A 26,190-nucleotide genomic window follows, 5' to 3' on the forward strand; every position below is an offset into this window, starting at 1 on the left:
GTTCCGGGCCTCTCGCGTTCAACAGCCCGGCCGCACCCGGCTCCTGGCCGCGGTGTGATCCGCCAGGATCACGATGGGAGAGGCACGACCATCCGGATGCGGGTGCCGTCGGGGAGCACGGCGTAGGTGCCGTCCGGCGTCTGCTCGAAGATCGGGCTGATCGGCTCCAGCGGCGCCGGTGGCGACCCGGCCAGGGCCGCGGCGGCGTCCGGGAAGGGCTCGAGCTGGCCGAGGGTGTGGATGGTCGGCGGCAGCATCGGCCGGGTCCCGCCGGCGTGCTCCTGCAGCGCGGCGGCGGGCGTCGTCCAGACCGCCTCGTCGGCCTCGCCGGAGACGTCGCGCGCCTCCTGCCCGGCCGGCAGCAGCGCGGCGAAGAACTTGGTGTCGTAGCGGCGGCGCTCCGGCGGCGGGGTGATCCAGTGCGCGAAGGGGCGCAGCAGGTCGGCCCGGAGCGCGAGCCCGCGGCCGGCGAGCAGCTCGGCCAGCGACAGGTCGTGGGACATCAGCGCCTGCCGCTGGTCCTCCCAGTCGTCACCGGAGACGTCCGGGACGACGCCACCGCCGTCGGCGGGCCCGGCCAGCAGGACGCCGGCCTCCTCGAAGGTCTCCCGGACGGCGGCGCACACCAGTTCGCGGGCGAGCCGCTCGTCGCAGCCGAACGCGCCGGCCCAGTCGGCGGGCGGCGGACCGACCCAGGCCAGGTCGGTGTCGCCGTCCCGCTCGTCGACCCCGCCGCCGGGGTAGGCGCTCATCCCCCCGGCGAAGGGCATGCCCCGGGTGCGGCGCAGCAGGTACACCTCGAGGCCCGGCGCCCCGTCGCGCAGCAGCAGCACGGTGGCCGCCTGCCGCACGGGTGCGCTCATCGCAGTTCGACGGTGAGCTCGACCTCGACCGGGGCGTTCATCGGGAGCTCGGCGACGCCGACGGCGCTGCGGGCGTGGTGCCCGGCCTCGCCGAAGACCCGGCCGAGAAACTCGCTGGCGCCGTTGACCACCCGCGGCTGGCCGCTGAAGCCCTCGGCGCTGGCGACGTAGCCGACCACCCGGACGACGCGGGCGACGGCGTCGAGCCCCACCAGGTCGTCGATGGCGGCCAGCGCGTTCAGCGCGCACAGCTTGGCGTCGGCGGCGGCGTCCTCGATGTCGACGGTGCCGCCCACCTTGCCGGTGCGCCGGAGCCCGCCGTCGACGAAGGGCAGCTGGCCGGAGGTGAACACCAGCTGCCCGGTGCGGATGGCCGGCACGTAGGCGGCGACCGGGGCGGCGACCGGGGGCAGCCGCACGCCGAGCTCGGCCAGCCGCGCCGTCCAGCTCTGGTCGGGCGCGGTCATCGGGTCGACGGGCGCTTCAGGTAGGCGACCAGCTGGTCGCCACCCCCGGGGCCCTGCAGGACGGTGACCAGCTCCCAGCCGTCGACCCCCCAGGAGTCGAGGATCGCCTTGGTGTTGTGGATCAGCAGCGGGATGGTGGCGTACTCCCACGTCACACGCGACGGTTCGCTCATGGGCCGACGCTAGCGCAGCCGGGAGAGGCCGGACTCGCCCGCCGCTCGTAGGCTCGGGTGCGTGACCGGAGAGCCCAGCCCCGTGCGGTGCCATGTCGTGACCGGCAAGGGCGGGACCGGCAAGACCACGGTCGCCGCCGCGCTGGCGCTCTCGCTCGCCGCCGACGGGCGGCACGTGCTGCTGGTGGAGACCGAGGGCCGGCAGGGCATCGCCCAGCTGTTCGACACCCCGCCGCTGCCCTACGAGGAGCGGCGGGTGGCCGTGGCCCGCGGCGGGGGCGAGGTGAAGGCGCTGGCCATCGACGTGGAGGCGGCCTTCCTCGAGTACCTCGACATGTTCTACAACCTCAAGCGGGCCGGCCGGGCGCTGCGCAAGATGGGCGCGATCGACTTCGCCACCGCGATCGCCCCGGGGCTCCGCGACGTGCTGCTCACCGGCAAGATCAAGGAGGCGGTGACCCGCCGGCACGAGGGGCGGCACGTCTACGACGCGGTCGTCGTCGACGCGCCCCCGACCGGACGGATCACCCGCTTCCTCAACGTGACCAACGAGGTGGCCGGGCTCGCCCGCTCCGGCCCGATCAAGGCGCAGAGCGACGGCGTCATGGCGGTGTTCCGCTCCCCGCAGACGGCGGTGCACCTGGTGACCCTGCTGGAGGACATGCCGGTGCAGGAGACCGCCGACGCGATCGGCGAGCTGACCGCGGCCCGGCTGCCGGTGGGCTCGGTGGTCGTCAACATGGCCACGGAGCCGCTGCTGCCGGCCGTGAGCCTGGCCCGCACCGCCGAGGGCCGGCTCACCGGCGCCGACCTGCTGCCGGCGCTGACCGCGGCGGGGGTGCACGGCGCCGCGGACGTGGCCGGCGGCCTGGCCGCCGAGGCGGTCGAGCACGCCCAGCGGTGGGTCGCGCAGGACGCCCTGCGCGGGGACGTCGAGGCGCTGGGCCGCCCGGTGGTCGAGCTGCCGCTGTCCTCCTCCCCCATCGACCTGGGGTGCCTGTACGAGCTGGCCGACCGGCTCGAGGGGCAGCTGCAGACCGAGGTCGCGGCGTGACTGCCCCCCGCCGGCCGGCGCTCGCGCCGTCGCTGGACCTCGCCGGGCTGGTCGCCGACCCGGAGACCCGGATCATCGTGTGCTGCGGATCGGGCGGGGTGGGCAAGACCACCACGTCGGCGGCGCTCGCGCTGGCGGCGGCGGAGGCCGGCCGTCAGGTCGTCGTCCTCACCATCGACCCGGCCCGCCGGCTGGCCCAGTCGCTGGGCCTGGTGGAGCTGGACAACGAGCCGCGGGTGGTCGAGACGCCCGGGGCACCGGGCGAGCTCTCCGCGATGATGCTGGACATGAAGCGGACGTTCGACGACGTCGTGTCCGCCCACTCGACGCCGGAGCGGGCCGAAGTTATCTTCGCCAACCCCTTCTACCAGGCGCTGTCGTCGTCCTTCGCGGGCACGCAGGAGTACATGGCCATGGAGAAGCTGGGCCAGCTCCGGGCCAGCGAGAAGTGGGACCTGGTCATCGTCGACACCCCGCCGTCCCGCTCGGCGCTGGACTTCCTGGACGCGCCCAACCGGATGAGCCGGTTCCTCGACGGCACGATGATCCGGCTGCTCACCGCCCCCGCGCGGGCCGGCGGGCGGGCCGGGGTCCGGTTGGTCGGGGCCGGCTTCATGCTGTTCAGCCGGATCATCAGCAAGATCCTCGGCGGCCAGCTGCTCAACGACATCTCCGCCTTCGTCTCGGCGCTGGACACCATGTTCGGCGGCTTCCGGGAGCGCGCCACGGCGACCTACGAGCTGCTCCGCCAGCCGGGGACGTCGTTCGTCGTGGTGGCCGCCCCCGAGCCCGACGCGCTGCGCGAGGCCTCCTACTTCGTCGACCGGCTCTCCACCGAGGGCATGCCGCTGGCCGGCCTGGTCATCAACCGCACCCACCCGCCGGCCACGACGACCCTGACGGCCACCCGGGCCGAGGCGGCCGCCGAGGCCGTGCTGGAGGCGGGCGGGAAGGGCGCTGCACTGGCCGCCGGGGCGCTGCGGGTGCACGCCGAGCGGATGACGGTGGCCGCCCGCGAGCAGCGCCTCGCCGACCGCTTCACCAGCGCCCACCCGGAGGTGCCGGTCCGCACGGTGCCGGCCGCCGCCGGTGACGTGCACGACCTGGACGGCCTGCGGGTGATGGGCGAGGCGCTGCTGTCCGCGGAGGACGACACCGGTACGGGCACACCGCGCAGCCGGGTCCTCCCGGTCCGCCCGGCCGCCGCCGGCTGACCCGCCACCGGAGGCGCCCGCGCGTCGGCGTCGGAGGCGCGCCACCGGGCCCTCCGGGACAGGTACCTTGGCCTGCGATGTCCGAGTCTGCGCGCTTCCGCCTGGGTGCCTTCGCCAAGCTGGTCACGATGATCGTCGTGGCCGGGGCGCTGGTGGCCGCCATGCTGCTCCCGTTCGTGGGCGGAGCCGGGCTCGTCGCCCGCAACTCCTCCACGCTCCTCGACGCGCTGCCGGTCGAGCTCACCGACAAGACGCCCAACGGCAACACCAAGGTGCTGGCCGCGGACGGGTCGCTGATCACCGAGTTCTACGACCTGAACCGGACGCCGGTCACCCCGGAGCAGATCTCGCCGATCATGAAGCAGGCGATCGTCGACATCGAGGACTCGCGCTTCTACGAGCACAACGGCCTCGACGTCCAGGGCACGGCGCGCGCGCTGGCGAAGAACCTGGCGGCCGGCTCGGTGCAGGAGGGCGGCTCGACGCTGACCCAGCAGCTGGTGAAGCAGACGCTGCTGCAGACCGCCACCACGCCCGAGGAGCGCGAGGCGGCCGACGACCAGACGGTCGGCCGCAAGCTGCGCGAGGCCCGCCTGGCGCTGGCCCTGGAGCAGACCTACTCCAAGGACGAGATCCTCACCCGGTACCTGAACATCGCCTACTTCGGGCAGGGCGCCTACGGCATCCAGGCCGCCGCCCAGAAGTACTTCAGCGTCAACGCGATCGACCTGACCCTGCCGCAGGCGTCGGTGCTGGCCGGGCTGGTGCAGAGCCCCACCAACGACGACCCGATCCAGCACCCCGAGGCCGGCCAGACCCGCCGCAACCAGGTGCTCGCCCGGATGAACGACCTCGGCCACATCACCGACCAGGAGCTCGCCGACGTATCGGCCGCCCCGATCCCGATCGCCGAGGGCGAGAACCCGCGCAACGGCTGCATCGACGCCACCATCGGCGGCTTCTTCTGCGACTACCTCTACAACCACCTCACCGGCGCCCTCGGCATCGACGCCAACACGCTGAAGAGCGCCGGCTGGACGATCCAGACGACGATGCGCCCGGACATGCAGGCCGCCGGCGACCAGGCCGTGCTCAACACCATCGAGATGGGCAACTCGCTGGCCGGCATCTACACCGCCCTGGAGCCGGGCACCGGCAAGGTGCTGGCGATGAGCGTCAACCGGCGCTACGGCTGCGACGTCGCCGTCGACGCCTCCTGCGAGTCGCTGAACCTCAACGTCGCGGCGAGCCAGGGGTCGGGGTCGACCTACAAGGTGTTCACCGCCGCCGCGGCGCTCGAGGCCGGCTACGGCATCAACTACCAGCAGACCACCAGCGACCCGTACTTCTCGCGGGTGTTCAAGAAGAACGGCGGCACCCGGGGCGCGCCCTACGGGCCGATCGGCAACGTGGGCACGCTGCCCAACACGCTGTCCATGCACGACGCGCTGACCCGCTCCTCGAACACCTACTTCGTGGCGCTGGAGGACACCCTCGGCAGCGTCCGCGGACCGGTCACCATGGCGCAGCGGATGGGCCTGAACCTCCCCGAGGAGCAGGCGCAGGAGATCATCGACGGCGAGATGGGCTCGTTCACCCTCGGCCCGTTCGCGACCAGCCCGCTCTACCTGGCCAGCGCCTACTCGACGCTGGCGGCCAGCGGCACCCAGTGCGACCCGACGCCCGTCATCGCGATCCTGGACGCCGCCGGCCAGCCGGTCACCGGGGACGACGGCCAGCCGCTGGTGAAGAACGACAACTGCACGGCGGCCTCGATCCCGCCGGGCGTCGCCAACACCCTCGTCCAGGCGATGACCGAGGACGTCATCAGCGGCACCGGCACCCGGGCGAACGTGCCCGGCCACCAGATCGCCGGCAAGACCGGTACCTCGCAGAACCAGTTCTCCGCCGCGTTCGTCGGCATGACGCCGGAGTACGCAGCCAGCGTGATGGTGCTCAACCCCAAGGAGAACCAGAACGTCGGCGGCTACGGCGGCAACAAGCCGGCGCAGATCTGGCACGACGCGCTCGCGCCGATCCTGAACGCCGGTCCGACGCGCGAGTTCCCCCCGGCCGACCCGGCCGTGGCCGCCGGCACCAAGGGCACCGGCGCCCCGGCTCCGCGCCCGGAGGCCGAGCAGCAGGAGGGCAACGAGCGGCCGCGGAACAACCAGCCGGCGCCGGTCCCGGCGCCGGCACCGGCGCCGGCGCCGGTCGAGGCGCCGGCCCCGGTGGTGCCCTCGGCCCCGCTGCCGGACACGAACGGCGACGGCCTGCCCGGCTGACGAAGGACCCCGCTGCCCCCCATCACTCGCGAGCTCGTGGCGGGACCCTGCAGCGGGGCCGGGAGCGGGGCCGAGGGCTCAGCCGAGCTGGCGGCGGACCTCGGCGGCCACCCGGCCGCCCTCGGCGCGGCCGGCCACCTGGCCGGTCACCGCGCCCATCACCTTGCCCATGTCCTTCATCCCGGCGGCGCCGGTGCGGGTGACGACGTCGGCGACGATCGCCGCCAGGTCGGCATCGGCCAGCTGGGCGGGCAGGTAGGCGGCGATCACGCCCTCCTCGGCCCGCTCCCGCTCGGCCTGCTCGGTGCGGCCGGCGCCGGCGAAGGCCTCGGCGGCCTCGCGGCGCTTCTTGGCCTCCCGGCGGAGCACCGCCATCACGTCGTCGTCGCTCAGCTGGCGCGCCTCCTTCCCGGCCACCTCCTCGGCGGAGACGGCGGAGAGCACCATCCGCAACGTGGCGGTGCTCAGCTCGTCACGGCCCTTCATCGCGGTGGTCAGGTCGGCACGGAGTCGGTCCTTCAGTTCAGGCACGCCGGAGAGCCTGCCACCTCCCCCCGGCCCCGGACGACGGAGATCCGCCGCCCGTAGGCTCGCAGGATGCGTGCGATCACCGCCGTCCCCACCGCCGTCCTCGCCACCGGCGCCGCCACGGTGGCCTACGCGAGCCTGGTGGAGCGCACCCGGTGGACCCTGCGGCGCTTCGACGTCCCGGTCCTGCCGCCGGGCTCGGCGCCGCTCACCGTGCTGCAGCTGTCGGACCTGCACATGACCGCCGGCCAGCACGGCAAGCAGGCCTGGGTGGCCGGGCTGGCGGCGCTGGAGCCGGACCTGGTCATCACCACCGGCGACAACCTCGCGGGCATGGACGCCGTGCCGCCGACGCTGCGCGCCCTCGAGCCGCTGATGGCGCGGCCGGGCGCGTTCGTGCTGGCCAGCAACGACTACTACGCACCCCGCCCGAAGAACCCGCTGAAGTACTTCAAGACCGACCACAAGCGGGTGCACGGCGAGGAGCTCCCCTGGCGCGAGCTCCGCGACGGGATGACCGACCGCGGCTGGCTGGACCTCACCAACGCCCGGGGCACGCTCACCGTCGCCGGCACCCGGATCGCCTTCGCCGGCGTCGACGACCCGCACCTGAAGCTGGACCGCTACAACGACGTCGCCGGGGCGGCCGACGGCGACGCGGACGTCCGGATCGGGCTGGTGCACTCCCCCGAGCCCCGGGTGCTCGACCGGTTCGCCGCCGACGGCTACGACCTGCTGCTGGCCGGGCACACCCACGGCGGCCAGCTCCGGGTGCCCTTCTACGGCGCGCTGGTCACCAACTGCGGCATCGACCGGCAGCACGTGCGCTGGCTGCACCGCTGGGCCGAGCCCACCGCCGCACACCCGACCCGCACGTGGCTGCACGTCTCCGCCGGGCTGGGCACCAGCCCCTACGCCCCGGTGCGGTTCGCCTGCCCGCCCGAGGCCACGCTGCTCACCCTCACCGCCCGCTGAAGGGGGTCGCAGACGCGGGGTGGGCGTCGGTTACAGTTGTCGACGCACCTCGGGGTGTGGCGCAGCTTGGTAGCGCGCGTCGTTCGGGACGACGAGGCCGCAGGTTCAAATCCTGTCACCCCGACCCTCCACTCAGGGACCGCCGATCCGGCGGTCCCTGAGTCGTTTCCGGGCACGCCGTACCGGGCATCCCGTCCCGGATGACCGAATGGCTGCTCCTCCTCGCGGCCGTGGTGTTGACCGCTCTCACCGGGTTCTTCGTCGCGGCCGAGTTCTCCCTCACCACCGTCGACCGGGGCAAGGCAGCCGAGGCCGCCCGCGCCGGTGACTCCGGCGCCGAGGGCGTGCTCGCCGCCCTGCGCGGGCTGTCCACCCAGCTGTCCGCCGCCCAGCTGGGGATCACGCTGACCACGCTGGTGGTGGGCTTCCTCGCCGAGCCAGCGCTCGGCGGGCTGATCGAGCCGGTGCTGACGTCGATCGGGCTGCCCGAGGGCGCGACGGCGCCGATCGCGGTCACCCTGGGCATCGCGCTGGCCACGTTCCTGCAGATGATCCTGGGCGAGCTGGGGCCGAAGAACCTGGCGATCGCCCGGCCGCTGCGCACCGCCGCGCTGGTGGCCCCCGGCATGCGCGCCTTCACCGCGGTGACCGGACCGCTGGTCCGTGCGCTGCAGGCGGTGGCCAACGGGATCGTCCGCCGGCTGGGCATCGAGCCCCGCGAGGAGCTGGACGACGTCCGGGGCGCCGAGGAGCTCGCCGCGGTGGCCCGCCGTTCCGCCGAGGAGGGCGACCTGTCCCCCGTCGCCGCCCGGCTGCTGAGCCGCTCGCTGGGGCTGCGCGAGAAGTTCGCCACCGACGTGATGACGCCGCGGACCCGGCTGTGGACGCTGAGCTCGGCGGCGACGGCGGCGGACGTGATCGACGCGGCCATCCGGTCCGGGTTCTCGCGCTTCCCGGTCTACGGCGCCGACTTGGACGAGGTCACCGGCGTGGTGCACGTGAAGAACGCCGTCGCCGTCCCGGACGAGGAGCGGCTGCGGCGCACCGCCGGGGAGCTGGCCGAGCCGGTGCTCGCCGTCCCGTCGTCGTTGCACCTGGACCCGCTGCTGGACCTGCTGCGGGACCAGGGCCTCCAGCTGGCCCTGGTGGTCGACGAGTGGGGCGCCACGCACGGCATCGTCTCCCTGGAGGACATTGTCGAGGAGCTGGTCGGGGAGATCACCGACGAGACCGACCGGCCGCTGCGCCAGCTGCGCCGGGACGGCGAGGACTGGCTGCTGTCGGGCTTGCTGCGCCCCGACGAGGTGCGCGAGCGCACCGACATCCCGGTGCCCGAGGGCCGCTACGAGACCGTCGCCGGTCTGGTCACCGAGCGGTTGGCCCGGCTGCCCGAAGAAGGCGACTCGATAGAGGTCGACGGCTGGCGGATCACCGTGGCCGCCGTCGACGGTCGGCGGGTCGACCGGCTGCGTGCCACCCCGCCCCCCGAGGACGAGGAGGACGGCGAGCAGGACGGCGAGCAGGACGGCGAGGGGTCGGGCGAGCCGGCCGCCCGCACGGGGACCGGCGGCGCCACCGCCGTCCGGCCGCGGCGCGAGGTGGCGCAGGCATGAGCGACGTGCTGAGCCTGCTGGTGCTGGTCGCCCTGCTGCTGGGCAACGCCTTCTTCGTCGCCTCGGAGTTCGCCCTGGTCTCCGCCCGGGCCGACCAGATCGAGCCGCGCGCCGCGGCCGGCTCGGTCCGCGCGCAGAAGACGCTCGCCGCGATGCGCAACGTGTCGCAGATGATGGCCGGTGCCCAGCTGGGCATCACGCTGTGCTCGCTCGGGCTGGGTGCCGTCGGCGAGCCGGCCGTGGCGCACCTGATCGAGGCGCCGCTGCACGCCGCCGGGGTGCCCGACCAGCTGCTGCACCCGATCTCGCTGGTGATCGCCCTGTCGCTGGTCACCGTGCTGCACATGGTGCTGGGCGAGATGGTGCCCAAGAACATCACCATCGCCGGCCCCGACCGCGCGGCGATCGTGCTCGGCCCACCGCTCGCGGTGCTGGTGCGGCTGCTCAAGCCGTTCATCTGGTTCTTCAACACCGTGGCCAACGCCTTCGTCCGGCTGTTCGGGGTCACCCCGACCGACGAGGTCTCGGCCAGCTTCGACGAGGGCGAGATCCGGTCGATGATCTCCCAGTCCCGCAAGGAGGGGCTGCTCGGCAGCGAGGTCAGCGACCTGGCCACCGGCGCGCTGACCTTCGAGCAGCACGACGTCGCCTCGGTGCTGCTGGCCCCGGACTCGCTGGTCACCGTGCCCCGCGACTCGACGCCGCGGCAGCTGGAGGAGGTCGTCGCCGAGCACGGCTACAGCCGCTACCCGGTGCGCCGCGACGACGGCTCGCTCGCCGGGTACGTGCACGTCAAGGACGTGCTCGGCACCGGCCCCACCTCGCGCGACCAGCCGGTGCCCGACCAGGCGATCAAGGCCTTCGTCGAGGTGGACGCCGACGAGCCGCTGCCGGAGGTGCTGCGGGCGATGCGGCGCTCGGGCTCGCACCTGGGCCGGGTGAGCGACGGCGACCGGGTGCTCGGGCTGGTGGCCCTGGAGGACGTGCTGGAGCAGCTGATCGGCGACGTGCGCGGGGCCGACGTCGCGGAGCAGCCGACCGCCGAGCAGGCCGGGGCGGGCGCCGGGGGAAGATGAGCCGGTGACCGCTGAGCTCTCCCCCGCCCTGCCCGAGGACGTCACCGCGCGCTGGCAGGCGCGCTTCCGCGCCCCGCGGGTGAGCCTGCCCGACTGGGCCGAGGACGCCCCGCACCGCAGCCTCTACGCCTCCGACGTCAGCGGGGTCGTCGAGCAGTACGCCTGGGACCGGCAGGCCGACACCCACCGGCAGGTCACCGACCGCCCCAACGGCACCTCGGCGGCCACCCTGTCGCCGGACGGCGAGACGATCTGGTGGTTCGCCGACACCGACGGGGACGAGTTCGGCGTCTGGATGACCCAGCCGTTCACCGGCGGCCCGGACACCGTGGCGCTGCCCGACGTCGGTCCGGCGTACCCGGCCGGCCTGGAGATCGGGCACCGCGTGGTCCTCGCCGGCCGGTCGACCGACGACGGCAGCGAGCTGTGGACCGTGCCCACCGGTGGCACGCCGTCGGTCTTCTACACGACCGCGGACACCGCCTCGGTGGACGCGCTGTCGCGGGACGACGCCCTGCTGGTGTTCTCCCACTCCGAGCACGGCGACCCCCGCTACCCGGCGCTGCGGGTGCTGCGCACCGACGGGCTCCAGCGGGTGGCCGACAAGTGGGACGGCGAGGGCCGCGGCCTGCACGCCCTGAGCTTCGCCCCGGTGGCCGGTGACCAGCGGCTGCTGGTCGGCCACGAGCGCCGCGGCCGCGAGGAGCTGCTGATCTGGGACGTCGCCACCGACACCGAGACCGAGCTGGTGCTCGACCTGCCCGGCGACGTGACGGCCGGCTGGTACCCCGACGGCACCGCGCTGCTGGTCGGCCACGACACCGCCGCCCGCAGCGAGCTGTACCGCTACGACCTGGTCACCGGCACGCTGGAGCGGCTGGACACCCCGAGGGGCGTCGTCCGCGGGGCGACCGCGCGGCCCGACGGCACCGTGGAGCTGGCCTGGTCCTCCTCCGAGCGCCCGCCGGTGATCCGCCGCGCCGACGGCCCGGTCGTGCTGGCCGCGCCGGGCGACGAGCCGCCGGCCGCCTACCCGGTCGAGGACCGGTGGGTGCCCGGCCCGGGCGGCGACGTGCACGCGCTGCTGGTCCGGCCGGCCGGCGAGGGCCCGCACGCGACGGCGTTCCTGGTGCACGGCGGGCCGGAGGCGCAGGACGACGACTCCTACCGCGCGCGCCGGGCGGCCTACGTCGACGCCGGGTACGCGGTGGTGCACGTGAACTACCGCGGGTCGACCGGCTACGGCAGCGAGTGGCGCGACGCGCTCACCGGCCGACCGGGCCTCACCGAGCTCGAGGACGTCGCCGCGGTCTACGACGCGCTCGTCGCCGAGGGCGTCGTCGACCCGGCCCGGGCGCTGCTGTCCGGCGGCTCCTGGGGCGGCTTCCTCACCCTGCTCGGCCTCGGCACCCAGCCCGAGCGCTGGGCGGCCGGGATCGCGGAGGTGCCGGTGGCGGACTACCTGGCCGCCTACGAGGACGAGATGGAGGGCCTGCGGGCCTACGACCGGGCGCTGTTCGGCGGCTCTCCGGACGAGGTGCACGACGTGTACGTGCGTTCCTCCCCGCTGACCTACGTCGACGCGGTCGCCGCACCCGTGCTGGTGGTCGCCGGGGCCAACGACCCGCGCTGCCCGATCCGGCAGATCGACAACTACCTGGCCGCCCTCACCGAGCGGGAGAAGCCGCACGAGGTCTACCGCTTCGACGCCGGCCACGGGTCGCTGGTCGTCGAGGAGACGATCCGGCAGGTCGAGGTGGCGCTGTCCTTCGCGCTGCGGCACGTCCGCCCGTAGCGCCCCGGCCGGGTGTGCCCCAGCGCACACCCGGCCGTGACCTGTTCGTGATCGACACCGGGTGCCATCCACTCTAGGTTCGGTAAGGCAAGCCTCACCTGATCTGGAAGGACACCATGCGCCGCGCCCCGCGCCTCGTCGCGCTCACCTCTGCCGCCCTGCTGGCCGGCGCGCTCTCCGCCTGCGGCTCGGACTCCTCGTCCGCCGCGGCCGACACCGAGGGCTCCGGCGACCCCGGCTCGGTCACGATCGAGCACGCCTTCGGCACGACGACCGTCGAGGGGACGCCCGAGCGCGTGGCCACGGTCAACTGGGCCAACCACGAGGTACCGCTGGCGCTGGGCGTCGTCCCGGTCGGCATGGCCGCGGCCAACTTCGGTGACGACGACGGCAACGGCCTGCTGCCCTGGGTCGAGGAGAAGCTCGAGGAGCTGGACGCCGAGACGCCGGTGCTCTTCGACGAGACCGACGGCATCGACTTCGAGGCGGTCGCCGACACCGAGCCCGACGTCATCCTGGCCGCCTACTCGGGCCTGACCCAGGAGGACTACGACACCCTCAGCGAGATCGCGCCGGTCGTCGCCTACCCCGAGGCGCCCTGGGCGACCGCGTGGCGCGACGTCATCGAGGTCAACGCCGCCGGCATGAACCGGGCCGAGGAGGGCGCCGAGCTCGTCGCCGACATCGAGCAGCAGATCGCCGACACCGTCGCCGCGAACCCGCAGCTCGAGGGCACCTCGGCGATGTTCATGACGCACGTCGACACCACCGACCTCAGCGAGGTCAGCTTCTACACGCCCTTCGACACCCGCTCGGCGTTCTTCGAGGACCTCGGCCTGGCCACCCCGGCCAGCGTCACGGCGGCCTCCAGCGACCCCGAGGCGTTCTCCGGCACGGTCAGCGCCGAGCAGGTCGACGTGTTCAACGACGTCGACGTCATCGTCACCTACGGCGACCAGGCGCTGGTCGACTCGCTGAACGCCGACCCGCTGCTGTCGCAGATCCCCGCGGTCCGCAACGGCGCGATCGTGCTGCTGCCGGACACCCCGCTGGGCACCGCCGCCAACCCGACCCCGCTGGCGATCTCCTGGGTGCTCGAGGACTACGTCGCCCTGCTCGCAGAGGCAGCTGACAAGGCGCAGTGACCTCCGCTCCCCCCGTCCCGGCCCCGGACGCCGCCCTCGCGCGGCGTCCGGGGTCGGTCCGGTTGTCCTGGTTGCTGGTCGTCGTCGCCGTGCTGGTGCTGCTGCTGGCCGCCTCGGTGGCGATCGGCTCGCGCGAGGTGGGCTGGTCCGACATCGTGGCCGCGCTCGGCGGGTCGACCGAGGGCCTCGAGCAGGCCGCCGTGGCCAAGCGCATCCCCCGCACGCTGCTCGCCGTGGCCGTCGGTGCCGCGCTCGGGCTGGCCGGCGCGGTCATGCAGGGCGTCACCCGCAACCCGCTGGCCGACCCCGGCGTGCTCGGCATCAACATGGGCGCCTCGCTGGCCGTGGTCGTCGGGCTCGCCTGGTTCGGGCTGTTCACCGCGACCAGCATCATCTGGACCGCCGTCGGCGGCGCCGCGTTCGCCGCGGTGTTCGTCTACGCCGTCGGGTCGCTCGGCCGGGGCGGTGCGACACCGCTCAAGCTCGCGCTGGCCGGTGCGGCCACCTCCGCCGCGCTCACCTCGTTCATCACCGCCGTCGCGCTGCCCCGCGGCGACATCGCCGGCAACGTGCAGTCCTGGCTGGTCGGCGGCGTCGGCGGCGCCGGCTACCAGAGCCTCCGCCAGGTGCTGCCCTTCCTCCTCGTCGGCCTCGTGGTCAGCCTGCTGTCGGCGCGCAGCCTCAACTCGCTGGCGCTGGGCGACGAGCTCGCGGCCGGTCTCGGCGAGCGCGTGGCCCTGGTGCGCGGCGTCGCCGCCGGCGGCTCGGTCCTGCTCTGCGGCGCCGCGACCGCGGTGGCCGGGCCGATCGGCTTCGTCGGGCTCGTCGTCCCGCACCTGTGCCGGCTGCTGGTCGGCGTCGACCACCGCTGGCTGCTGCCCTTCTCCGCCCTGACCGGCGCCTGCCTGCTCACCGCCGCCGACGTGCTGGGGCGGATCGTGGCGCGGCCCAGCGAGATCGACGTCGGCATCATCACCGCGCTGCTCGGTGCGCCGTTCTTCATGTGGATCGTCCGCCGGCAGAAGGTCCGCGAGCTGTGAACGCCGGGCTGCTCGCCACCCCCGCCGCCGTCGAGGCCGTCGCCCGCGGGCGCCGTCGCCGCGCGACCCGGCGGCGCACGGTGGTCCTGGTGCTCGCGCTGCTGGTCGTCGTCCTGTACGCCGTCACGCTGATGGTCGGGCGCACCTTCTACCCGCCCGGCGACGTGCTGCGGGTCGCGCTGGGCCAGGACGTGCCCGGGGCGTCGTTCACGGTCGGCCGGCTGCGGCTGCCGCGGGCGACGCTCGCCGTCGTCGCCGGCCTCAGCTTCGGGCTGTCCGGCGTGACCTTCCAGACGATGCTCCGCAACCCGCTCGCCAGCCCCGACGTCATCGGCATCAGCACCGGCGCGAGCGCGGCGGCAGCCGTCGCCATCGTCGTCCTGGGGCTGGGCGGGACGGCGGTGTCGGCGTTCGCGATCGTCGCCGGCCTCGTCGTCGCGCTGCTGATCTACCTGCTCGCCTACAAGGACGGCGGGGCGGGCACCCGGTTCATCCTGATCGGCATCGGCATGGCCGCGATGCTCAACAGCGTCATCGCCTACGTGCTGTCCAAGGCCGGCCAGTGGGACCTGCAGGAGGCCAGCCGCTGGCTCAACGGCAGCCTCAACGGCGTCACCTGGCCGCGGGTGCTGCCGGCCCTGGTCGTCCTGGTGGTCCTCGGCCCGGTGCTGCTGGCCCTGACCCGGGGGTTGTCGGCGGTCCAGCTCGGCGACGACACGGCGTCCGCGCTCGGGGTCCGGGTGGAGCGCACCCGGGTCGCGGCGATCATCGGGGCGGTGGGCGTCATCGCCTTCGCCACCGCGGCCTGCGGGCCGATCGCCTTCGTCGCGTTCCTCGCCGGCCCGATCGCCGCGCGCGTGGTCGGGCCGAACGGCTCGCTGCTGGTGCCGGCCGCGCTGGTCGGCGCGCTGCTCGTGCTCGTCGCCGACCTCGCCGGCCAGTTCGCCTTCGGCACCCGCTTCCCGGTCGGCGTCATCACCGGCGTGCTGGGTGCGCCGTACCTGATCTACCTGATCGTCCGCACCAACCGCGTCGGCGGCTCGCTGTGAGCGGGATCGAACGGAGAGCACTGTGACCACGGACCACACGCTGGCGGCCGAGGGCCTGACCCTCGGCTACGGCGAGCGCACCGTCATCGACGGCCTCGACCTCGTCGTGCCCGCCGGACGGATCACCGCCGTGGTCGGCGCGAACGCCTGCGGCAAGTCGACGCTGCTGCGGTCGATGACCCGGCTGCTCGCCCCGCGGCAGGGCCAGGTGCTGCTCGACGGCAAGGCCGTGCACCGGATGCCGGCCAAGGAGCTGGCCCGCACGCTGGGCCTGCTGCCGCAGTCGCCCATCGCCCCGGAGGGCATCACCGTCGCCGACCTCGTCGGCCGCGGACGGCACCCCCACCAGGGCGTCTTCACCCGGTGGCGCACCGAGGACGACGTGGCGGTCGCCGAGGCGCTGGTGGCGACCCAGACGACCGAGCTCGCCGACCGCGCGGTGGACGAGCTGTCCGGCGGGCAGCGCCAGCGGGTGTGGATCGCGATGGCGCTGGCCCAGCAGACCGACCTGCTGCTGCTCGACGAGCCGACGACGTTCCTGGACGTGGCCCACCAGGTCGAGGTGCTCGACCTGCTCACCGACCTCAACCGCGCCCGCGGCACCACCGTCGTCATGGTGCTGCACGACCTGAACATGGCGGCCCGCTACGCCGACCACCTGGTGGCGATGGCCGACGGCCGGGTGCAGGCCACCGGTGCGCCGGAGCAGGTGCTCACCGAGGAGTGCGTACGCGCGGTGTTCGGCCTGGACAGCCGCGTGGTGGTCGACCCGATCTCCGGCCGGCCGCTGATGCTGCCGATCGGCCGGCACCACGTGGCGGCGCCGGCGGGCTGAGCCCGCCGGCGCGCGGTCAGCCGGCGGCGGCGATGAGCTCCGCGATCTGGACGGTGTTGAGCGCCGCGCCCTTGCGCAGGTTGTCGTTCGAGACGAACAGCGCCAGGCCGTGGTCGCCGTCCTGCCGGATCCGGCCCACGTAGGACGGGTCACGGCCGGCCGCCTGCAGCGGGGTGGGGACGTCGACCAGCTGCACCCCCGGCGCCGAGGCCAGCAGCTCCCGGGCGCGGGCCACTGACAGCGGTGCGGCGAACTCGACGTTCAGCGACAGCGAGTGGCCGGTGAACACCGGGACCCGGACGCAGGTGCCGGAGACCCGCAGGTCGGGGATGCCGAGGATCTTGCGGCTCTCGTTGCGGAGCTTCTGCTCCTCGTCGGTCTCGAAGGACCCGTCGTCGACGACCGAGCCGGCCATCGGCAGCACGTTGAAGGCGATCGGCGCGACGTAGACCCCCGGCGCGGGGAAGGCCACGGCCGACCCGTCGTAGGCCAGCTCGTCGGCCTTCTCCACGACGGCGAGGGCCTGCCCGTGCAGCTCCCGGACGCCGGCGACACCGGAGCCGGAGACCGCCTGGTAGGTGCTGGCCACGATCCGGGTCAGCCGGGCCTCGTCGTGCAGCGGCTTGAGCACCGGCATCGCGGCCATGGTGGTGCAGTTCGGGTTGGCGATGATCCGGCCCTCGGCGGCCAGCGCGATGTCGCCGGGGTTGACCTCGCTGCAGACGAGCGGGATCGCCGGGTCGCGGCGGAACGCGGAGCTGTTGTCGATCACCGTGACGCCGGCCGCGGCGAACCGGGGCGCCTGGGCCCGCGAGGTCGTGGCGCCGGCGGAGAACAGGGCCACGTCCAGCCCGCTGGGGTCCGCGGTCGCGGCGTCCTCGACGACGACCTCCCCGTCGCCCCAGGGCAGCGTGCTGCCGGCCGACCGGGCGGAGGCGAAGAACCGGATCGAGGCCAGCGGGAAGCCGCGCTCGGCCAGGATCGAGCGCATCGCCACGCCGACCTGCCCGGTCGCGCCGACGATCCCCAGGTGCAGCGGGCGGCTCATCGTCCGGTCCCTCCGTAGACGACTGCCTCGGCCTGCTCCGAGCCGAGGTCGAACGCGTCGTGCACCGCCCGGACGGCGAGGTCGACGTCGGTGTCGCGGCAGACGACGGAGATGCGGATCTCCGAGGTGCTGATCAGCTCGAGGTTGACGCCGGCGTCGGCGAGCGCGCCGAAGAACTTCGCCGAGACGCCCGGGTGCGAGCGCATGCCGGCGCCCACCAGCGAGACCTTGCCGATGTGCTGGTCGAAGCTGACGCCGGTGTAGCCGACGGTGTGCTTGACCCGCTCCAGGGCGGCGATGGCGGCCGGGCCGTCGCTCTTGGGCAGGGTGAAGGAGATGTCGGTCAGCTTCGCCTCGGTGGAGACGTTCTGCACGATCATGTCGATGTTGACCTCGGCGTCGGCGAGCACGCGGAAGATCTGCGCCGCCTCACCCGGCCGGTCGGGCACACCGGCGACGGTGATCTTGCCCTCGCTCCGGTCGTGCGCGACGCCGGTGATGATCGCCTGTTCCACGGTGAGGTCCTCCATCGAGCCGGCCACGATCGTGCCGGGGAGCTGTGAGTAGGAGCTGCGGACGTGCACCGGGATGCCGTACCGGCGGGCGTACTCGACGCAGCGGAGCATGAGGACCTTCGCCCCGGAGGCGGCCAGCTCCAGCATCTCCTCGTAGGTGACGGTCTCCAGCCGCTTGGCGTTCGGCACGATCCGCGGGTCGGCGGTGAAGACGCCGTCCACGTCGGTGTAGATCTCGCAGACGTCGGCGCCCAGCGCGGCGGCCACGGCCACGGCGGTGGTGTCCGAGCCGCCGCGGCCCAGCGTCGTCACGTCCTTGGTGTCCTGGCTGACGCCCTGGAACCCGGCGACGATCACGATGGAGCCCTCGTCGAGGGCGTCCCGCAGCCGGCCTGGGGTGACGTCGATGATCCGCGCCTTGCCGTGGCTCGAGGTGGTGATCACCCCGGCCTGGGAGCCGGTGAAGGACCGCGCCTCGTAGCCGTGGGTGGAGATGGCGATCGCCAGCAGCGCCATCGAGATGCGCTCGCCGGCGGTCAGCAGCATGTCCAGCTCGCGACCCGGCGGGTCGGCGGTGATCTGGCTGGCCTGGTCGAGCAGCTCGTCGGTCGTGTCGCCCATGGCGGACACGACGACGACCACGTCGTCGCCGTTCTTCTTCGCCTCGACGATGCGCTCGGCCACGCGCTTGACGCGCTCGGCGTTCGCGACGGAGGAACCGCCGTACTTCTGTACCACCAGGGCCACGGGTCCAGGCTACCGGCGGCGACCAGCCCCGTTGCGCCAGGCGGCGGGCAACGGGTGCACAGGTCGCTGCGGAGGCGCTTTGATCACCGGGTGACCCCTGCCGAGGACTGGCTGCTCAGCTGCGCCGAACGCGACAACCCGGACACCGCGATCCCGGCCTGGACGGCGGGCAACCTGGCCGAGCCGCTGGTGCACGGCGCGGCCTACTTCGACCGGCTGGTCACCGCGGTGCAGGGGCTCGCCGCGGGCGACCACCTGTTCTTCACCGACTGGCGGGGCGACCCGGACGAGCGGCTGCGCGACGAGGGGCCGACCGTGGGCGAGCTCTTCGCCGACGCCGCCCGGCGGGGCGTGTGCGTCCGCGGCCTGATCTGGCGCTCGCACTGGGACGGCCTGAACTTCAGCAAGGAGGAGAACGCCTCGCTGGACGCGGCCGTCGAGGAGGCCGGCGGCGTGGTGGTGCTCGACCAGCGGGTGCGCCGGCTGGGCAGCCACCACCAGAAGTTCGTGGTGCTGCGGCACGTGGGCCGGCCCGAGGAGGACGTCGCCTTCGCCGGCGGCATCGACCTGTGCCACTCCCGCCGGGACGACGCGGAGCACCGCGGCGACCCGCAGCCGCAGTCGATGTCGTCGGCCTACGGCGAGCGACCGCCGTGGCACGACGTCCAGCTGCAGCTGCGCGGGCCGGTCGTCGGGGTGCTGGACACGGTGTTCCGGGAGCGCTGGGACGACTCGACGAGCCCGGACTCGGAGAACCCGGTCGCCTGGGTGCACGACAAGGTGCTCGCGCTGCGGGGAAAGTCGCACATGGACCCGACGCCGCTGCCCGACCAGCCGCCGCCCCCGCCGGAGTGCGGGCCGCACCAGGTGCAGACCCTGCGCACCTACCCGAAGGTGTGGCCGGCGTTCGACTTCGCCAAGCAGGGCGAGCGCTCGGTGGCGCGCGGGTACTCCAAGGCGGTCCGCCGGGCCCGCCGGCTGATCTACCTGGAGGACCAGTACCTGTGGTCCCGGGAGGTCGCTGAGCTGTTCGCCACCGCCCTGCGGGACAACCCGGACCTGCACCTGGTCGTGGTGGTGCCGCGGGTGCCCGACCAGGAGGGGGCAGTCGCCGAGCGGCCGCAGTACGTCGGCCGGCACCAGGCGCTGCAGACCGCCCGCCGGGCCGGCCCCGACCGGGTGCACGTGTTCGACCTGGAGAACCACGAGGGGACGCCGGTCTACGTGCACGCGAAGGTGTGCGTGGTCGACGACGTGTGGGCCAGCGTCGGCAGCGACAACTTCAACCGGCGGTCGTGGACCCACGACAGCGAGCTGTCCAGCGCCGTCCTGGACACCACCCTGGACCCCCGCGAGCCGCGCGACCCGGCCGGGCACGGCGACGGCGCCCGCACCTTCGCCCGCGACCTGCGGCTGGAGCTGGCGCGCGAGCACCTCGACCGGGCCACCGACGGCTCGGAGGACGACGACCTCGTGGACCCGGCGCTCTTCGTCGCCGCGGTCGAGCGGGCGGCCGCCGAGCTGCAGGCCTGGTACGACGGCGGGCAGGCCGGCCCGCGCCCGCCGGGCCGGCTGCGGCCGCACCGGACCGAGGAGCTGTCCCGGGCCACCCGGCTGTGGGCGGTGCCGGTCTACCGGCTGATCGACGACCCGGACGGCCGCCCGATCCGCCTCCGCCGCGCCCACGAGTTCTGATCCCGCACGCCGGGCGACGGGGCGACCGGCCGCCCAGCGCGACCAGACGACCGGGCCGCCCAGCGCCACCGGACCGCCCAGCGCCACCGGACCGCCCAGCGCGACCGGCGCACCAGGACGACCGGGGACCAGGACCGCCAGGGCACCAGGACCGCCAGGGCACCAGGACCGCCAGGGCACCAGGACCGCCAGGGCACCAGGACCGCCAGGGCACCAGGACCGCCAGGGCACCAGGACCGCCAGGGCACCAGGACCGCCAGGGCACCAGGACCGCCGGGCCACCAGGACCGCCGGGCCACCAGGACCGCCAGGCCACCAGGACCGCCAGGCCACCAGGACCGCCAGGCCACCAGGACCGCCAGGCCACCAGGACCGCCGGGCCACCAGGACCGCCGGGCCACCAGGACCGCCGGGCCACCAGGACCGCCGGGCCACCAGGACCGCCGGGCCACCAGGACCGCCGGGCCACCAGGACCGCCGGGCCACCAGGACCGCCGGGCCACCACCCGCACCTCCCACGAGTAGAGCCCTGCCCACACCTGTGGGCAGGGCTCTACTCGCCTGACCCCCACCTGCCGGCGGGCGGCTGTGGACAGCGGGGTCGCGTCCACAGCCGGCGGGGGCGCGCCCCGGCGGACCGCCGGGTGGCCGACGCTGTCCCCGTGGACGCCTTCCCCCTGCCCGGGCTGCTGCGCCGCCTCCGCCGCGACGGCGACTGCTCCCAGCGGGAGCTCGCCGGCCGTGCGGGCGTGCCGAAGGCGACCCTCGCCGCGGCCGAGGCGGGCAGCCGCGACCTCCCGGTCACCGTGTTCGCCCGGCTGGCCGGCGCCGCGGGCGCCCGGGTCGCGGTCCTCGGCGCCGACGGAGCGGAGCTGGCACCGATGGACCTCGACGCCGTCCGGGACGCGGCCGACCGGCTGTTCCCGGCCCACCTGGACACCCGGCACGGCGACGAGCGCTGGTGGGGCGGCGAGCACCGACCGCGCACCCGGCAGCCGCGCTACACCTTCGACCTCGACCGCCGCCTGCGGGACCGGCGCCGCGGCGACGCCGTGCCCGAGGAGCACCACGCGCCGACGGCCGGGGACTCCCTGGCCGAGCGGGCCGCAGCGAGACGGGACGAGGCCCGGCGTCGCGCGGCGGATGCCTGGCGGACCCGGTCGGCCGAGCAGGGGCCCGATCCGTCGCCGGACCCGTTCCACTGCTGGTGCCCGGCAGCGTGCGACGAGGTGGAGGACCTCGGCCGGGACCTGCCGCACGCGAACACCTGCACGTGCCGGTGCGACTTGGCCTGACCCGCTGCTACCGTGACCGTGTGCGCGGCAGCCTCCTGCTTATCAGCCGCGGCGAGGCCCTCTCCTAGGTCGGCTCCCTCGCCGCGGTGATCGCGCGTCCCCGGGCGCCAGCTGACCGCATCCCGGAGCTGTACGCAGCCCGCAAGAGGAGCCCTCCCATGTCCGAGAACCACCCGCACGCCCGCAACCCCCAGCAGCCCTCGCCGATGCCGATCGGCAAGTACTCGCCGTTCACGCCGGTGCCGCTGCCCGACCGCACCTGGCCGGAGACGACCACCACCTCCGCGCCCCGCTGGTGCGCGGTCGACCTGCGCGACGGCAACCAGGCGCTGATCGACCCGATGACCCCCGAGCGCAAGCGGCGCATGTTCGAGCTGCTCGTCCGGATGGGCTACAAGGAGATCGAGGTCGGCTTCCCGGCCGCCAGCCAGACCGACTACGACTTCGTCCGGCTGCTGGTCGAGGACGACCTGATCCCCGACGACGTCACCGTCCAGGTGCTGACCCAGGCCCGCGACGAGCTGATCGAGCGCACCTACGAGTCGCTGCGCGGCGCCAAGCAGGCGATCGTGCACCTCTACAACTCCACCTCGACGCTGCAGCGGCGGGTCGTCTTCGGCCAGGACCGCGCGGGCATCACCGACATCGCCGTCCACGGCGCGCAGCTGGTGCGCAAGCTGGCCGAGCAGATGGGCGACACCGAGGTCCGGTTCGAGTACTCCCCCGAGTCGTTCACCGGCACCGAGCTGGAGTTCGCCGTCGAGGTCTGCAACGCCGTCACCGACGTGTGGGAGCCGACCGTCGACCGGCCGACGATCCTCAACCTGCCGGCGACCGTGGAGATGGCCGAGCCGACCGTCTACGCCGACCAGATCGAGTGGATGCACCGCAACCTGGGCCGCCGGGACGCCGTCGTGCTGTCCCTGCACCCGCACAACGACCGGGGCACCGCGGTCGCCGCCGCCGAGCTGGGCCACCGCGCCGGCGCCGACCGCATCGAGGGCTGCCTGTTCGGCAACGGCGAGCGCACCGGCAACGTCGACCTGGTCACCCTCGGCCTGAACCTGTTCAGCCAGGGCATCGACCCGCAGATCGACTTCTCCGACATCGACGACATCCGCCGCACCGTCGAGTACTGCAACCAGCTGGGCGTGCACGAGCGGCACCCCTACGGCGGCGACCTGGTCTACACCGCCTTCTCCGGCTCCCACCAGGACGCGATCAACAAGGGCTTCGCGGCGATGGCCGCCGACGCCGAGGCCGCCGGGAAGACCGTCGACGAGATCCCGTGGGCGGTGCCGTACCTGCCGATCGACCCCAAGGACGTCGGCCGCAGCTACGAGGCCGTGATCCGGGTGAACAGCCAGTCCGGCAAGGGCGGCGTCGCCTACATCATGAAGACCGAGAACCAGCTGGACCTGCCCCGCCGGCTGCAGATCGAGTTCAGCGCGGTCATCCAGCGGCACACCGACGACGAGGGCGGCGAGGTGACCGCCCAGCAGATGTGGTCGGCCTTCAGCAGCGAGTACCTGCCCGACCCGATCGCGTCCTGGGGCCGGTTCGAGCTCTCCGGGCACGAGCACACCGCGCCGGGCGGCGCCCCTGACGAGATCCGCGTCGAGCTGGTCGACCGGGGCGTGCCGACGACCGTGCACGGCCGCGGCAACGGCCCGATCGCCGCCTTCGTCGACGCGCTGCGCAGCCTGGACGTCGACGTCCGGGTGCTCGACTACGCCGAGCACGCGCTCTCCGCCGGTGGTGACGCCCGGGCGGCCTCCTACGTGGAGTGCGCGGTAGGCGAGCGCGTGCTGTGGGGCGTCGGGATCGACGAGAACATCGTGACCGCCTCGCTGCGGGCGATCATCTCCGCGGTCAACCGCGCGGAGCGCTGACGGCGGAGGGCACCCGCCCGGTTCAGCGGGTGCCCTCCACCAGCACCGTGGTGGCCCGGTCGACCACGTCGCCGACGACGTCCCACGGCCGGGCGGCGGACGCCTCCGCCAGCACGACGACCACCCGGCCGTCGTCCAGCACGCCGGCCGAGTGCAGCTGACGGCGGCCGTCCACGCAGCACATCCAGCCCTGCTTGGCCGCCACCCCGGCGCCGCCGGCGCCGGACAGCAGCCCGAACGTCTGGTCGAAGCCGTCGGCGCCGGTGGGGGCGGCCTGCCGCATCCAGGTCAGCAGGGTCGCGGCGTCCGTGGCGCCGGGGGTGGCGGCGAGCGCGGACAGGAACCGGGCGACGTCGGACGCCGACGTCGTCGCCTGCCCCCACTGCCCGGCCTCGGCGGGTGGCGCCGTCGCGGTCAACCCGAACTGGGCGACCGCGGCACGGACCAGGGCCGGCCCGTCGTAGGTGGTCCACAGCACGTTCATCGCCCCGTCGTCGGAGACGGTGATGGCGCGCTCCAGCCGGCGCGCGGTGGCGGCGTCCCAGCCGGCCGGCCCGGCGCGGGCGAGCAGCTGCTGCACGACCAGCAGCTTCACCAGCGAGGCCGACGACACCGGCCGGTCGGCGTCGGACGTCTCCAGCAGGGAGCGGCCCTGCGGGTCGAGGACGACGGCGCCCACGGAGGCCGTCGCGGCGGCCGCGACCGCCGCCACCCCGCCCTGCACCGCCGGCACGTCGACCACCCGCACCGGCAGCGCGGCGGCCACGTCCTCGCGCAGCACGCGGGGGACCACGTCGACGACGTCGGACCGGGCGATGGCCTGCGCCGAACTGCTCCAGCACAGCACCGGCCCGACCAGGAGCCCGGCGACCAGGGCACCGGTGAGGACCGCGCCGACCAGCCGGCGGGCGGCGCCGGAGCCCAGCGCGCGCAGGCGGGGGTGCCGGTACGCAGGACCGGCGACCGCCACGGGGGCCATGATCGTCCTCGATCCGGCCGTGCGCCACCAGATCAGCTGTCGGCGACCTCCGCCGCCTCCAGCCACTCAGCCTCGACCTGCTCCTTCTCCGCCTGCAGCGCCCGCAGCTGCGCGTCGAGCTCTGCCGCCCGGCCGTAGTCGGCGGCCGCCGCGGCGAGCTGCTCGTGCAGCGCCTTCTCGTCGGCGTCCAGCCGGAGCATCCGCCGCTCCAGCCGGGTGGCCTCCTTGCGCGCCGCCCGGACGTCCGCAGCGCTGCGGGTGGGCTGGGCGGAGCTGCCCAGCGCTGGCACCGGCCCGCCCGAGGGCAGCGTCGCCTCACCGGCCGCCCGGCGGCGCAGGTACTCCTCCACCCCGCCGGGCAGCGCGGCCAGCGACCCGTCGCCCATCAGGGCGACCACCGAGTCGCAGACCCGGTCGACGAAGTAGCGGTCGTGGCTGACCACCAGGACCGTGCCGGGGAAGCTGTCGAGCAGGTCCTCCAGCGCGGTGAGCGTGTCGATGTCCAGGTCGTTGGTCGGCTCGTCCAGCAGCAGCACGTTGGGCTCGGCCATCAGCAGCCGGAGCAGCTGCAGCCGCCGGCGCTCACCGCCGGACAGGTCGCCCACCGGCGTCCACTGCCGGTTAGCGGCGAAGCCGAACCGCTCGGCCAGCGTGGACGCCGAGATCTCCTGGTTGCCGATCCGGGCGATCCGGGCGACGTCCTGCACCGCCTCGAGCACCCGGGACCGCGGCGGCAGCTCGGTGACGTGCTGGGACAGGTAGGCCGGCGCGACCGTCTGGCCGACGACCACCCGGCCGGCGTCCGGCTGCACCTCCCCGACCAGCAGCTTGAGCAGCGAGGTCTTGCCCGCGCCGTTGACCCCGACGATGCCGATCCGGTCGCCCGGTCCGACGTGCCAGGTGAGGTCGCGGAACAGCGTGCGGTCGCGGGGACCGTCCGGGTCGGCGGGACCGGCCGGGTCGTCGGCGTCGTCCACCGCACCCCGCCCGTGCACGGTGTAGCTGACGTCCTCGACGTCGTAGACGCTCTTGCCGAGCCGCCGCGCGGCGAACCCGGCCAGCGCCATCGTGTCCCGGGCCGGCGGCTCGTCGGCGATCAGCGCCTGCGCCGCCTCGATCCGGAACTTCGGCTTGCTGGTGCGCGCCGGCGGGCCGCGGCGCAGCCAGGCCAGCTCCTTGCGCACCAGGTTCAGCCGCCGGTCCTCGGTCACCGACGCGATCCGGGCGCGCTCGGCGCGGGCCAGCGTGTAGGCCGAGTAGCCGCCGTCGTAGGCGTGCACGCTGCCGTCGGCGACCTCCCACGTCGTCGTGCAGACCTCGTCGAGGAACCACCGGTCGTGGGTGACGACGACCATGCCGCCGGCGCGCTGGCGCACGTACTCCGCGAGCCAGGCCACGCCCTCGACGTCGAGGTGGTTGGTCGGCTCGTCGAGCACCAGCAGGTCCAGCGGCCGGATCAGCTGGGCGGCCAGGGCGACCCGGCGGCGCTCCCCACCCGACATCGGGGCGACCGGGGAGTCCAGGCCGAGCCGGTCGAGCTCCAGGCCGGTCAGCACCGAGCGGACGGCGGCGTCACCGGCCCACTCGTGCTCGGCGGCGAACCGGGACGCCGGCAGGACGACGTCGCGCACGGTCGCCCCGGGCGGCAGCGTGCCGGTCTGGTCCAGGACGCCCATGGCGAGGTCGCTGCGGCGGGTGACCCGGCCGGCGTCGGGCTCCTGGGTGCCGGTGAGCACCCCGAGCAGCGTCGACTTGCCACCACCGTTCCGGCCGACGACGCCGATCCGCTCACCGGCGGCCACGCCGAGGGAGACGTCGTCGAGGATGACGGTGGTGCCGTGGGCCTTGGACACCCGCTCGATGTTGACCAGGTTCAGCGGGGCGCTCATAGGTGTCCCAGCATCCCA

Annotated in this window: 22 protein-coding genes and 1 tRNA gene; 15 read left to right on the forward strand and 8 right to left on the reverse strand. The window is 74.3% G+C overall.

Features of this window, described 5'->3' with window-relative positions; translation table 11 throughout:
* Nucleotides 1-68 precede the first annotated feature (68 nt).
* The 3 genes from HL054_RS20140 to HL054_RS20150 are packed head-to-tail and all read right to left on the reverse strand — an operon-like array spanning nt 69 to nt 1,503.
* Nucleotides 69-863 (reverse strand): NUDIX hydrolase, encoded by a 795-nt coding sequence (locus tag HL054_RS20140; protein WP_369140875.1) that lies wholly within the window; start codon nt 861-863, stop codon nt 69-71.
* Nucleotides 860-1,330, reverse strand: coding sequence for a RidA family protein (locus HL054_RS20145; RefSeq protein WP_369140876.1), 471 nt, complete (start codon nt 1,328-1,330; stop codon nt 860-862). The genes HL054_RS20140 and HL054_RS20145 overlap by 4 nt, the downstream gene beginning before the upstream one ends.
* Nucleotides 1,327-1,503, reverse strand: a complete 177-nt coding sequence (locus HL054_RS20150) for a hypothetical protein (RefSeq protein ID WP_369140877.1) — start codon at nt 1,501-1,503, stop codon at nt 1,327-1,329. Before HL054_RS20150 ends, HL054_RS20145 begins: the two co-directional genes overlap by 4 nt.
* 97 nt (nt 1,504-1,600) lie before the next feature.
* Here HL054_RS20150 and HL054_RS20155 point away from each other — a divergent pair, with 97 nt between their 5' ends.
* From HL054_RS20155 to HL054_RS20165, 3 genes are all read left to right on the forward strand, one after another.
* The gene (locus HL054_RS20155) at nt 1,601-2,557 is read left to right on the forward strand and encodes an ArsA-related P-loop ATPase (RefSeq protein WP_369140878.1); all 957 of its coding nucleotides are present in this window, start codon (nt 1,601-1,603) and stop codon (nt 2,555-2,557) included.
* Complete coding sequence (locus HL054_RS20160; protein ID WP_369140879.1) at nt 2,554-3,771, forward strand: ArsA family ATPase; 1,218 nt, start codon at nt 2,554-2,556, stop codon at nt 3,769-3,771. Before HL054_RS20155 ends, HL054_RS20160 begins: the two co-directional genes overlap by 4 nt.
* A gap of 77 nt (nt 3,772-3,848) precedes the next feature.
* Nucleotides 3,849-6,056, forward strand: coding sequence for a transglycosylase domain-containing protein (locus HL054_RS20165; protein WP_369140880.1), 2,208 nt, complete (start codon nt 3,849-3,851; stop codon nt 6,054-6,056).
* 78 nt (nt 6,057-6,134) lie between these two features.
* Here HL054_RS20165 and HL054_RS20170 read toward each other — a convergent pair whose 3' ends face one another.
* The gene (locus HL054_RS20170; protein ID WP_369140881.1) at nt 6,135-6,587 is read right to left on the reverse strand and encodes a GatB/YqeY domain-containing protein; all 453 of its coding nucleotides are present in this window, start codon (nt 6,585-6,587) and stop codon (nt 6,135-6,137) included.
* A 66-nt stretch (nt 6,588-6,653) separates the two neighbouring features.
* Here HL054_RS20170 and HL054_RS20175 point away from each other — a divergent pair, with 66 nt between their 5' ends.
* From HL054_RS20175 to HL054_RS20215, 9 genes are all read left to right on the forward strand, one after another.
* Nucleotides 6,654-7,559 (forward strand): metallophosphoesterase, encoded by a 906-nt coding sequence (locus HL054_RS20175; RefSeq protein ID WP_369140882.1) that lies wholly within the window; start codon nt 6,654-6,656, stop codon nt 7,557-7,559.
* A gap of 50 nt (nt 7,560-7,609) precedes the next feature.
* Nucleotides 7,610-7,683, forward strand: a tRNA-Pro gene (locus HL054_RS20180).
* A 76-nt stretch (nt 7,684-7,759) separates the two neighbouring features.
* Entirely contained in the window at nt 7,760-9,172 is a 1,413-nt protein-coding gene (locus HL054_RS20185; RefSeq protein ID WP_369140883.1) for a hemolysin family protein, read from the forward strand.
* A complete protein-coding gene (locus HL054_RS20190; RefSeq protein ID WP_369140884.1) occupies nt 9,169-10,248 on the forward strand; it encodes a hemolysin family protein in 1,080 nt (359 codons plus the stop codon). Before HL054_RS20185 ends, HL054_RS20190 begins: the two co-directional genes overlap by 4 nt.
* A 4-nt stretch (nt 10,249-10,252) precedes the next feature.
* Nucleotides 10,253-12,043, forward strand: a complete 1,791-nt coding sequence (locus HL054_RS20195; protein ID WP_369140885.1) for a S9 family peptidase — start codon at nt 10,253-10,255, stop codon at nt 12,041-12,043.
* A 116-nt stretch (nt 12,044-12,159) separates the two neighbouring features.
* Nucleotides 12,160-13,188 (forward strand): iron-siderophore ABC transporter substrate-binding protein, encoded by a 1,029-nt coding sequence (locus HL054_RS20200; RefSeq protein WP_369140886.1) that lies wholly within the window; start codon nt 12,160-12,162, stop codon nt 13,186-13,188.
* Nucleotides 13,185-14,228, forward strand: a complete 1,044-nt coding sequence (locus HL054_RS20205; RefSeq protein ID WP_369140887.1) for a FecCD family ABC transporter permease — start codon at nt 13,185-13,187, stop codon at nt 14,226-14,228. The genes HL054_RS20200 and HL054_RS20205 overlap by 4 nt, the downstream gene beginning before the upstream one ends.
* Nucleotides 14,225-15,277 carry a FecCD family ABC transporter permease gene (locus HL054_RS20210; RefSeq protein ID WP_369140888.1) on the forward strand — a complete coding sequence of 351 codons (1,053 nt, stop codon included), beginning with the start codon at nt 14,225-14,227 and terminating at the stop codon, nt 15,275-15,277. The genes HL054_RS20205 and HL054_RS20210 overlap by 4 nt, the downstream gene beginning before the upstream one ends.
* 22 nt (nt 15,278-15,299) lie before the next feature.
* The gene (locus HL054_RS20215) at nt 15,300-16,112 is read left to right on the forward strand and encodes an ABC transporter ATP-binding protein (RefSeq protein ID WP_369140890.1); all 813 of its coding nucleotides are present in this window, start codon (nt 15,300-15,302) and stop codon (nt 16,110-16,112) included.
* Nucleotides 16,113-16,128: 16 nt separating this feature from the next.
* On the opposite strand, the gene HL054_RS20220 is transcribed toward HL054_RS20215, so the two are convergent.
* Entirely contained in the window at nt 16,129-17,160 is a 1,032-nt protein-coding gene (locus tag HL054_RS20220) for an aspartate-semialdehyde dehydrogenase (protein WP_369140892.1), read from the reverse strand.
* Nucleotides 17,157-18,422, reverse strand: coding sequence for an aspartate kinase (locus HL054_RS20225; RefSeq protein WP_369140893.1), 1,266 nt, complete (start codon nt 18,420-18,422; stop codon nt 17,157-17,159). Before HL054_RS20225 ends, HL054_RS20220 begins: the two co-directional genes overlap by 4 nt.
* Nucleotides 18,423-18,512: 90 nt before the next feature.
* Between HL054_RS20225 and HL054_RS20230 the strand changes: the two genes are divergently transcribed.
* From HL054_RS20230 to leuA, 3 genes are all read left to right on the forward strand, one after another.
* Nucleotides 18,513-20,117 (forward strand): phospholipase D family protein, encoded by a 1,605-nt coding sequence (locus HL054_RS20230; RefSeq protein WP_369140894.1) that lies wholly within the window; start codon nt 18,513-18,515, stop codon nt 20,115-20,117.
* Between the two features lie 662 nt (nt 20,118-20,779).
* Nucleotides 20,780-21,412 (forward strand): helix-turn-helix domain-containing protein, encoded by a 633-nt coding sequence (locus tag HL054_RS20235; RefSeq protein ID WP_369140895.1) that lies wholly within the window; start codon nt 20,780-20,782, stop codon nt 21,410-21,412.
* 158 nt (nt 21,413-21,570) lie between these two features.
* The gene (gene leuA / locus HL054_RS20240) at nt 21,571-23,304 is read left to right on the forward strand and encodes a 2-isopropylmalate synthase (RefSeq protein ID WP_440347958.1); all 1,734 of its coding nucleotides are present in this window, start codon (nt 21,571-21,573) and stop codon (nt 23,302-23,304) included.
* 22 nt (nt 23,305-23,326) lie between these two features.
* Here leuA and HL054_RS20245 read toward each other — a convergent pair whose 3' ends face one another.
* Nucleotides 23,327-24,283, reverse strand: coding sequence for a serine hydrolase (locus HL054_RS20245; RefSeq protein ID WP_369140896.1), 957 nt, complete (start codon nt 24,281-24,283; stop codon nt 23,327-23,329).
* Between the two features lie 32 nt (nt 24,284-24,315).
* A complete protein-coding gene (locus HL054_RS20250) occupies nt 24,316-26,172 on the reverse strand; it encodes an ABC-F family ATP-binding cassette domain-containing protein (protein WP_369140897.1) in 1,857 nt (618 codons plus the stop codon).
* Nucleotides 26,173-26,190 lie beyond the last annotated feature (18 nt).

Source organism: Modestobacter versicolor, from assembly GCF_041028285.1.
In the GTDB taxonomy this organism is placed as follows: Bacteria; Actinomycetota; Actinomycetes; order Mycobacteriales; family Geodermatophilaceae; genus Modestobacter; species Modestobacter versicolor_A.

Excerpts from the sequence above, each read along its gene's own strand:
- HL054_RS20185 (WP_369140883.1), top strand. The coding sequence starts at position 7,760 with ATGACCGAATGGCTGCTCCTCCTCGCGGCCGTGGTGTTGACCGCTCTC.
- HL054_RS20200 (WP_369140886.1), top strand. The coding sequence starts at position 12,160 with ATGCGCCGCGCCCCGCGCCTCGTCGCGCTCACCTCTGCCGCCCTGCTG.
- HL054_RS20245 (WP_369140896.1), bottom strand. The coding sequence starts at position 24,283 with ATGGCCCCCGTGGCGGTCGCCGGTCCTGCGTACCGGCACCCCCGCCTG.
- HL054_RS20150 (WP_369140877.1), bottom strand. The coding sequence starts at position 1,503 with ATGAGCGAACCGTCGCGTGTGACGTGGGAGTACGCCACCATCCCGCTG.
- HL054_RS20165 (WP_369140880.1), top strand. The coding sequence starts at position 3,849 with ATGTCCGAGTCTGCGCGCTTCCGCCTGGGTGCCTTCGCCAAGCTGGTC.
- HL054_RS20220 (WP_369140892.1), bottom strand. The coding sequence starts at position 17,160 with ATGAGCCGCCCGCTGCACCTGGGGATCGTCGGCGCGACCGGGCAGGTC.
- HL054_RS20250 (WP_369140897.1), bottom strand. The coding sequence starts at position 26,172 with ATGAGCGCCCCGCTGAACCTGGTCAACATCGAGCGGGTGTCCAAGGCC.
- HL054_RS20140 (WP_369140875.1), bottom strand. The coding sequence starts at position 863 with ATGAGCGCACCCGTGCGGCAGGCGGCCACCGTGCTGCTGCTGCGCGAC.
- HL054_RS20190 (WP_369140884.1), top strand. The coding sequence starts at position 9,169 with ATGAGCGACGTGCTGAGCCTGCTGGTGCTGGTCGCCCTGCTGCTGGGC.
- HL054_RS20145 (WP_369140876.1), bottom strand. The coding sequence starts at position 1,330 with ATGACCGCGCCCGACCAGAGCTGGACGGCGCGGCTGGCCGAGCTCGGC.
- leuA (WP_440347958.1), top strand. The coding sequence starts at position 21,571 with ATGTCCGAGAACCACCCGCACGCCCGCAACCCCCAGCAGCCCTCGCCG.
- HL054_RS20175 (WP_369140882.1), top strand. The coding sequence starts at position 6,654 with ATGCGTGCGATCACCGCCGTCCCCACCGCCGTCCTCGCCACCGGCGCC.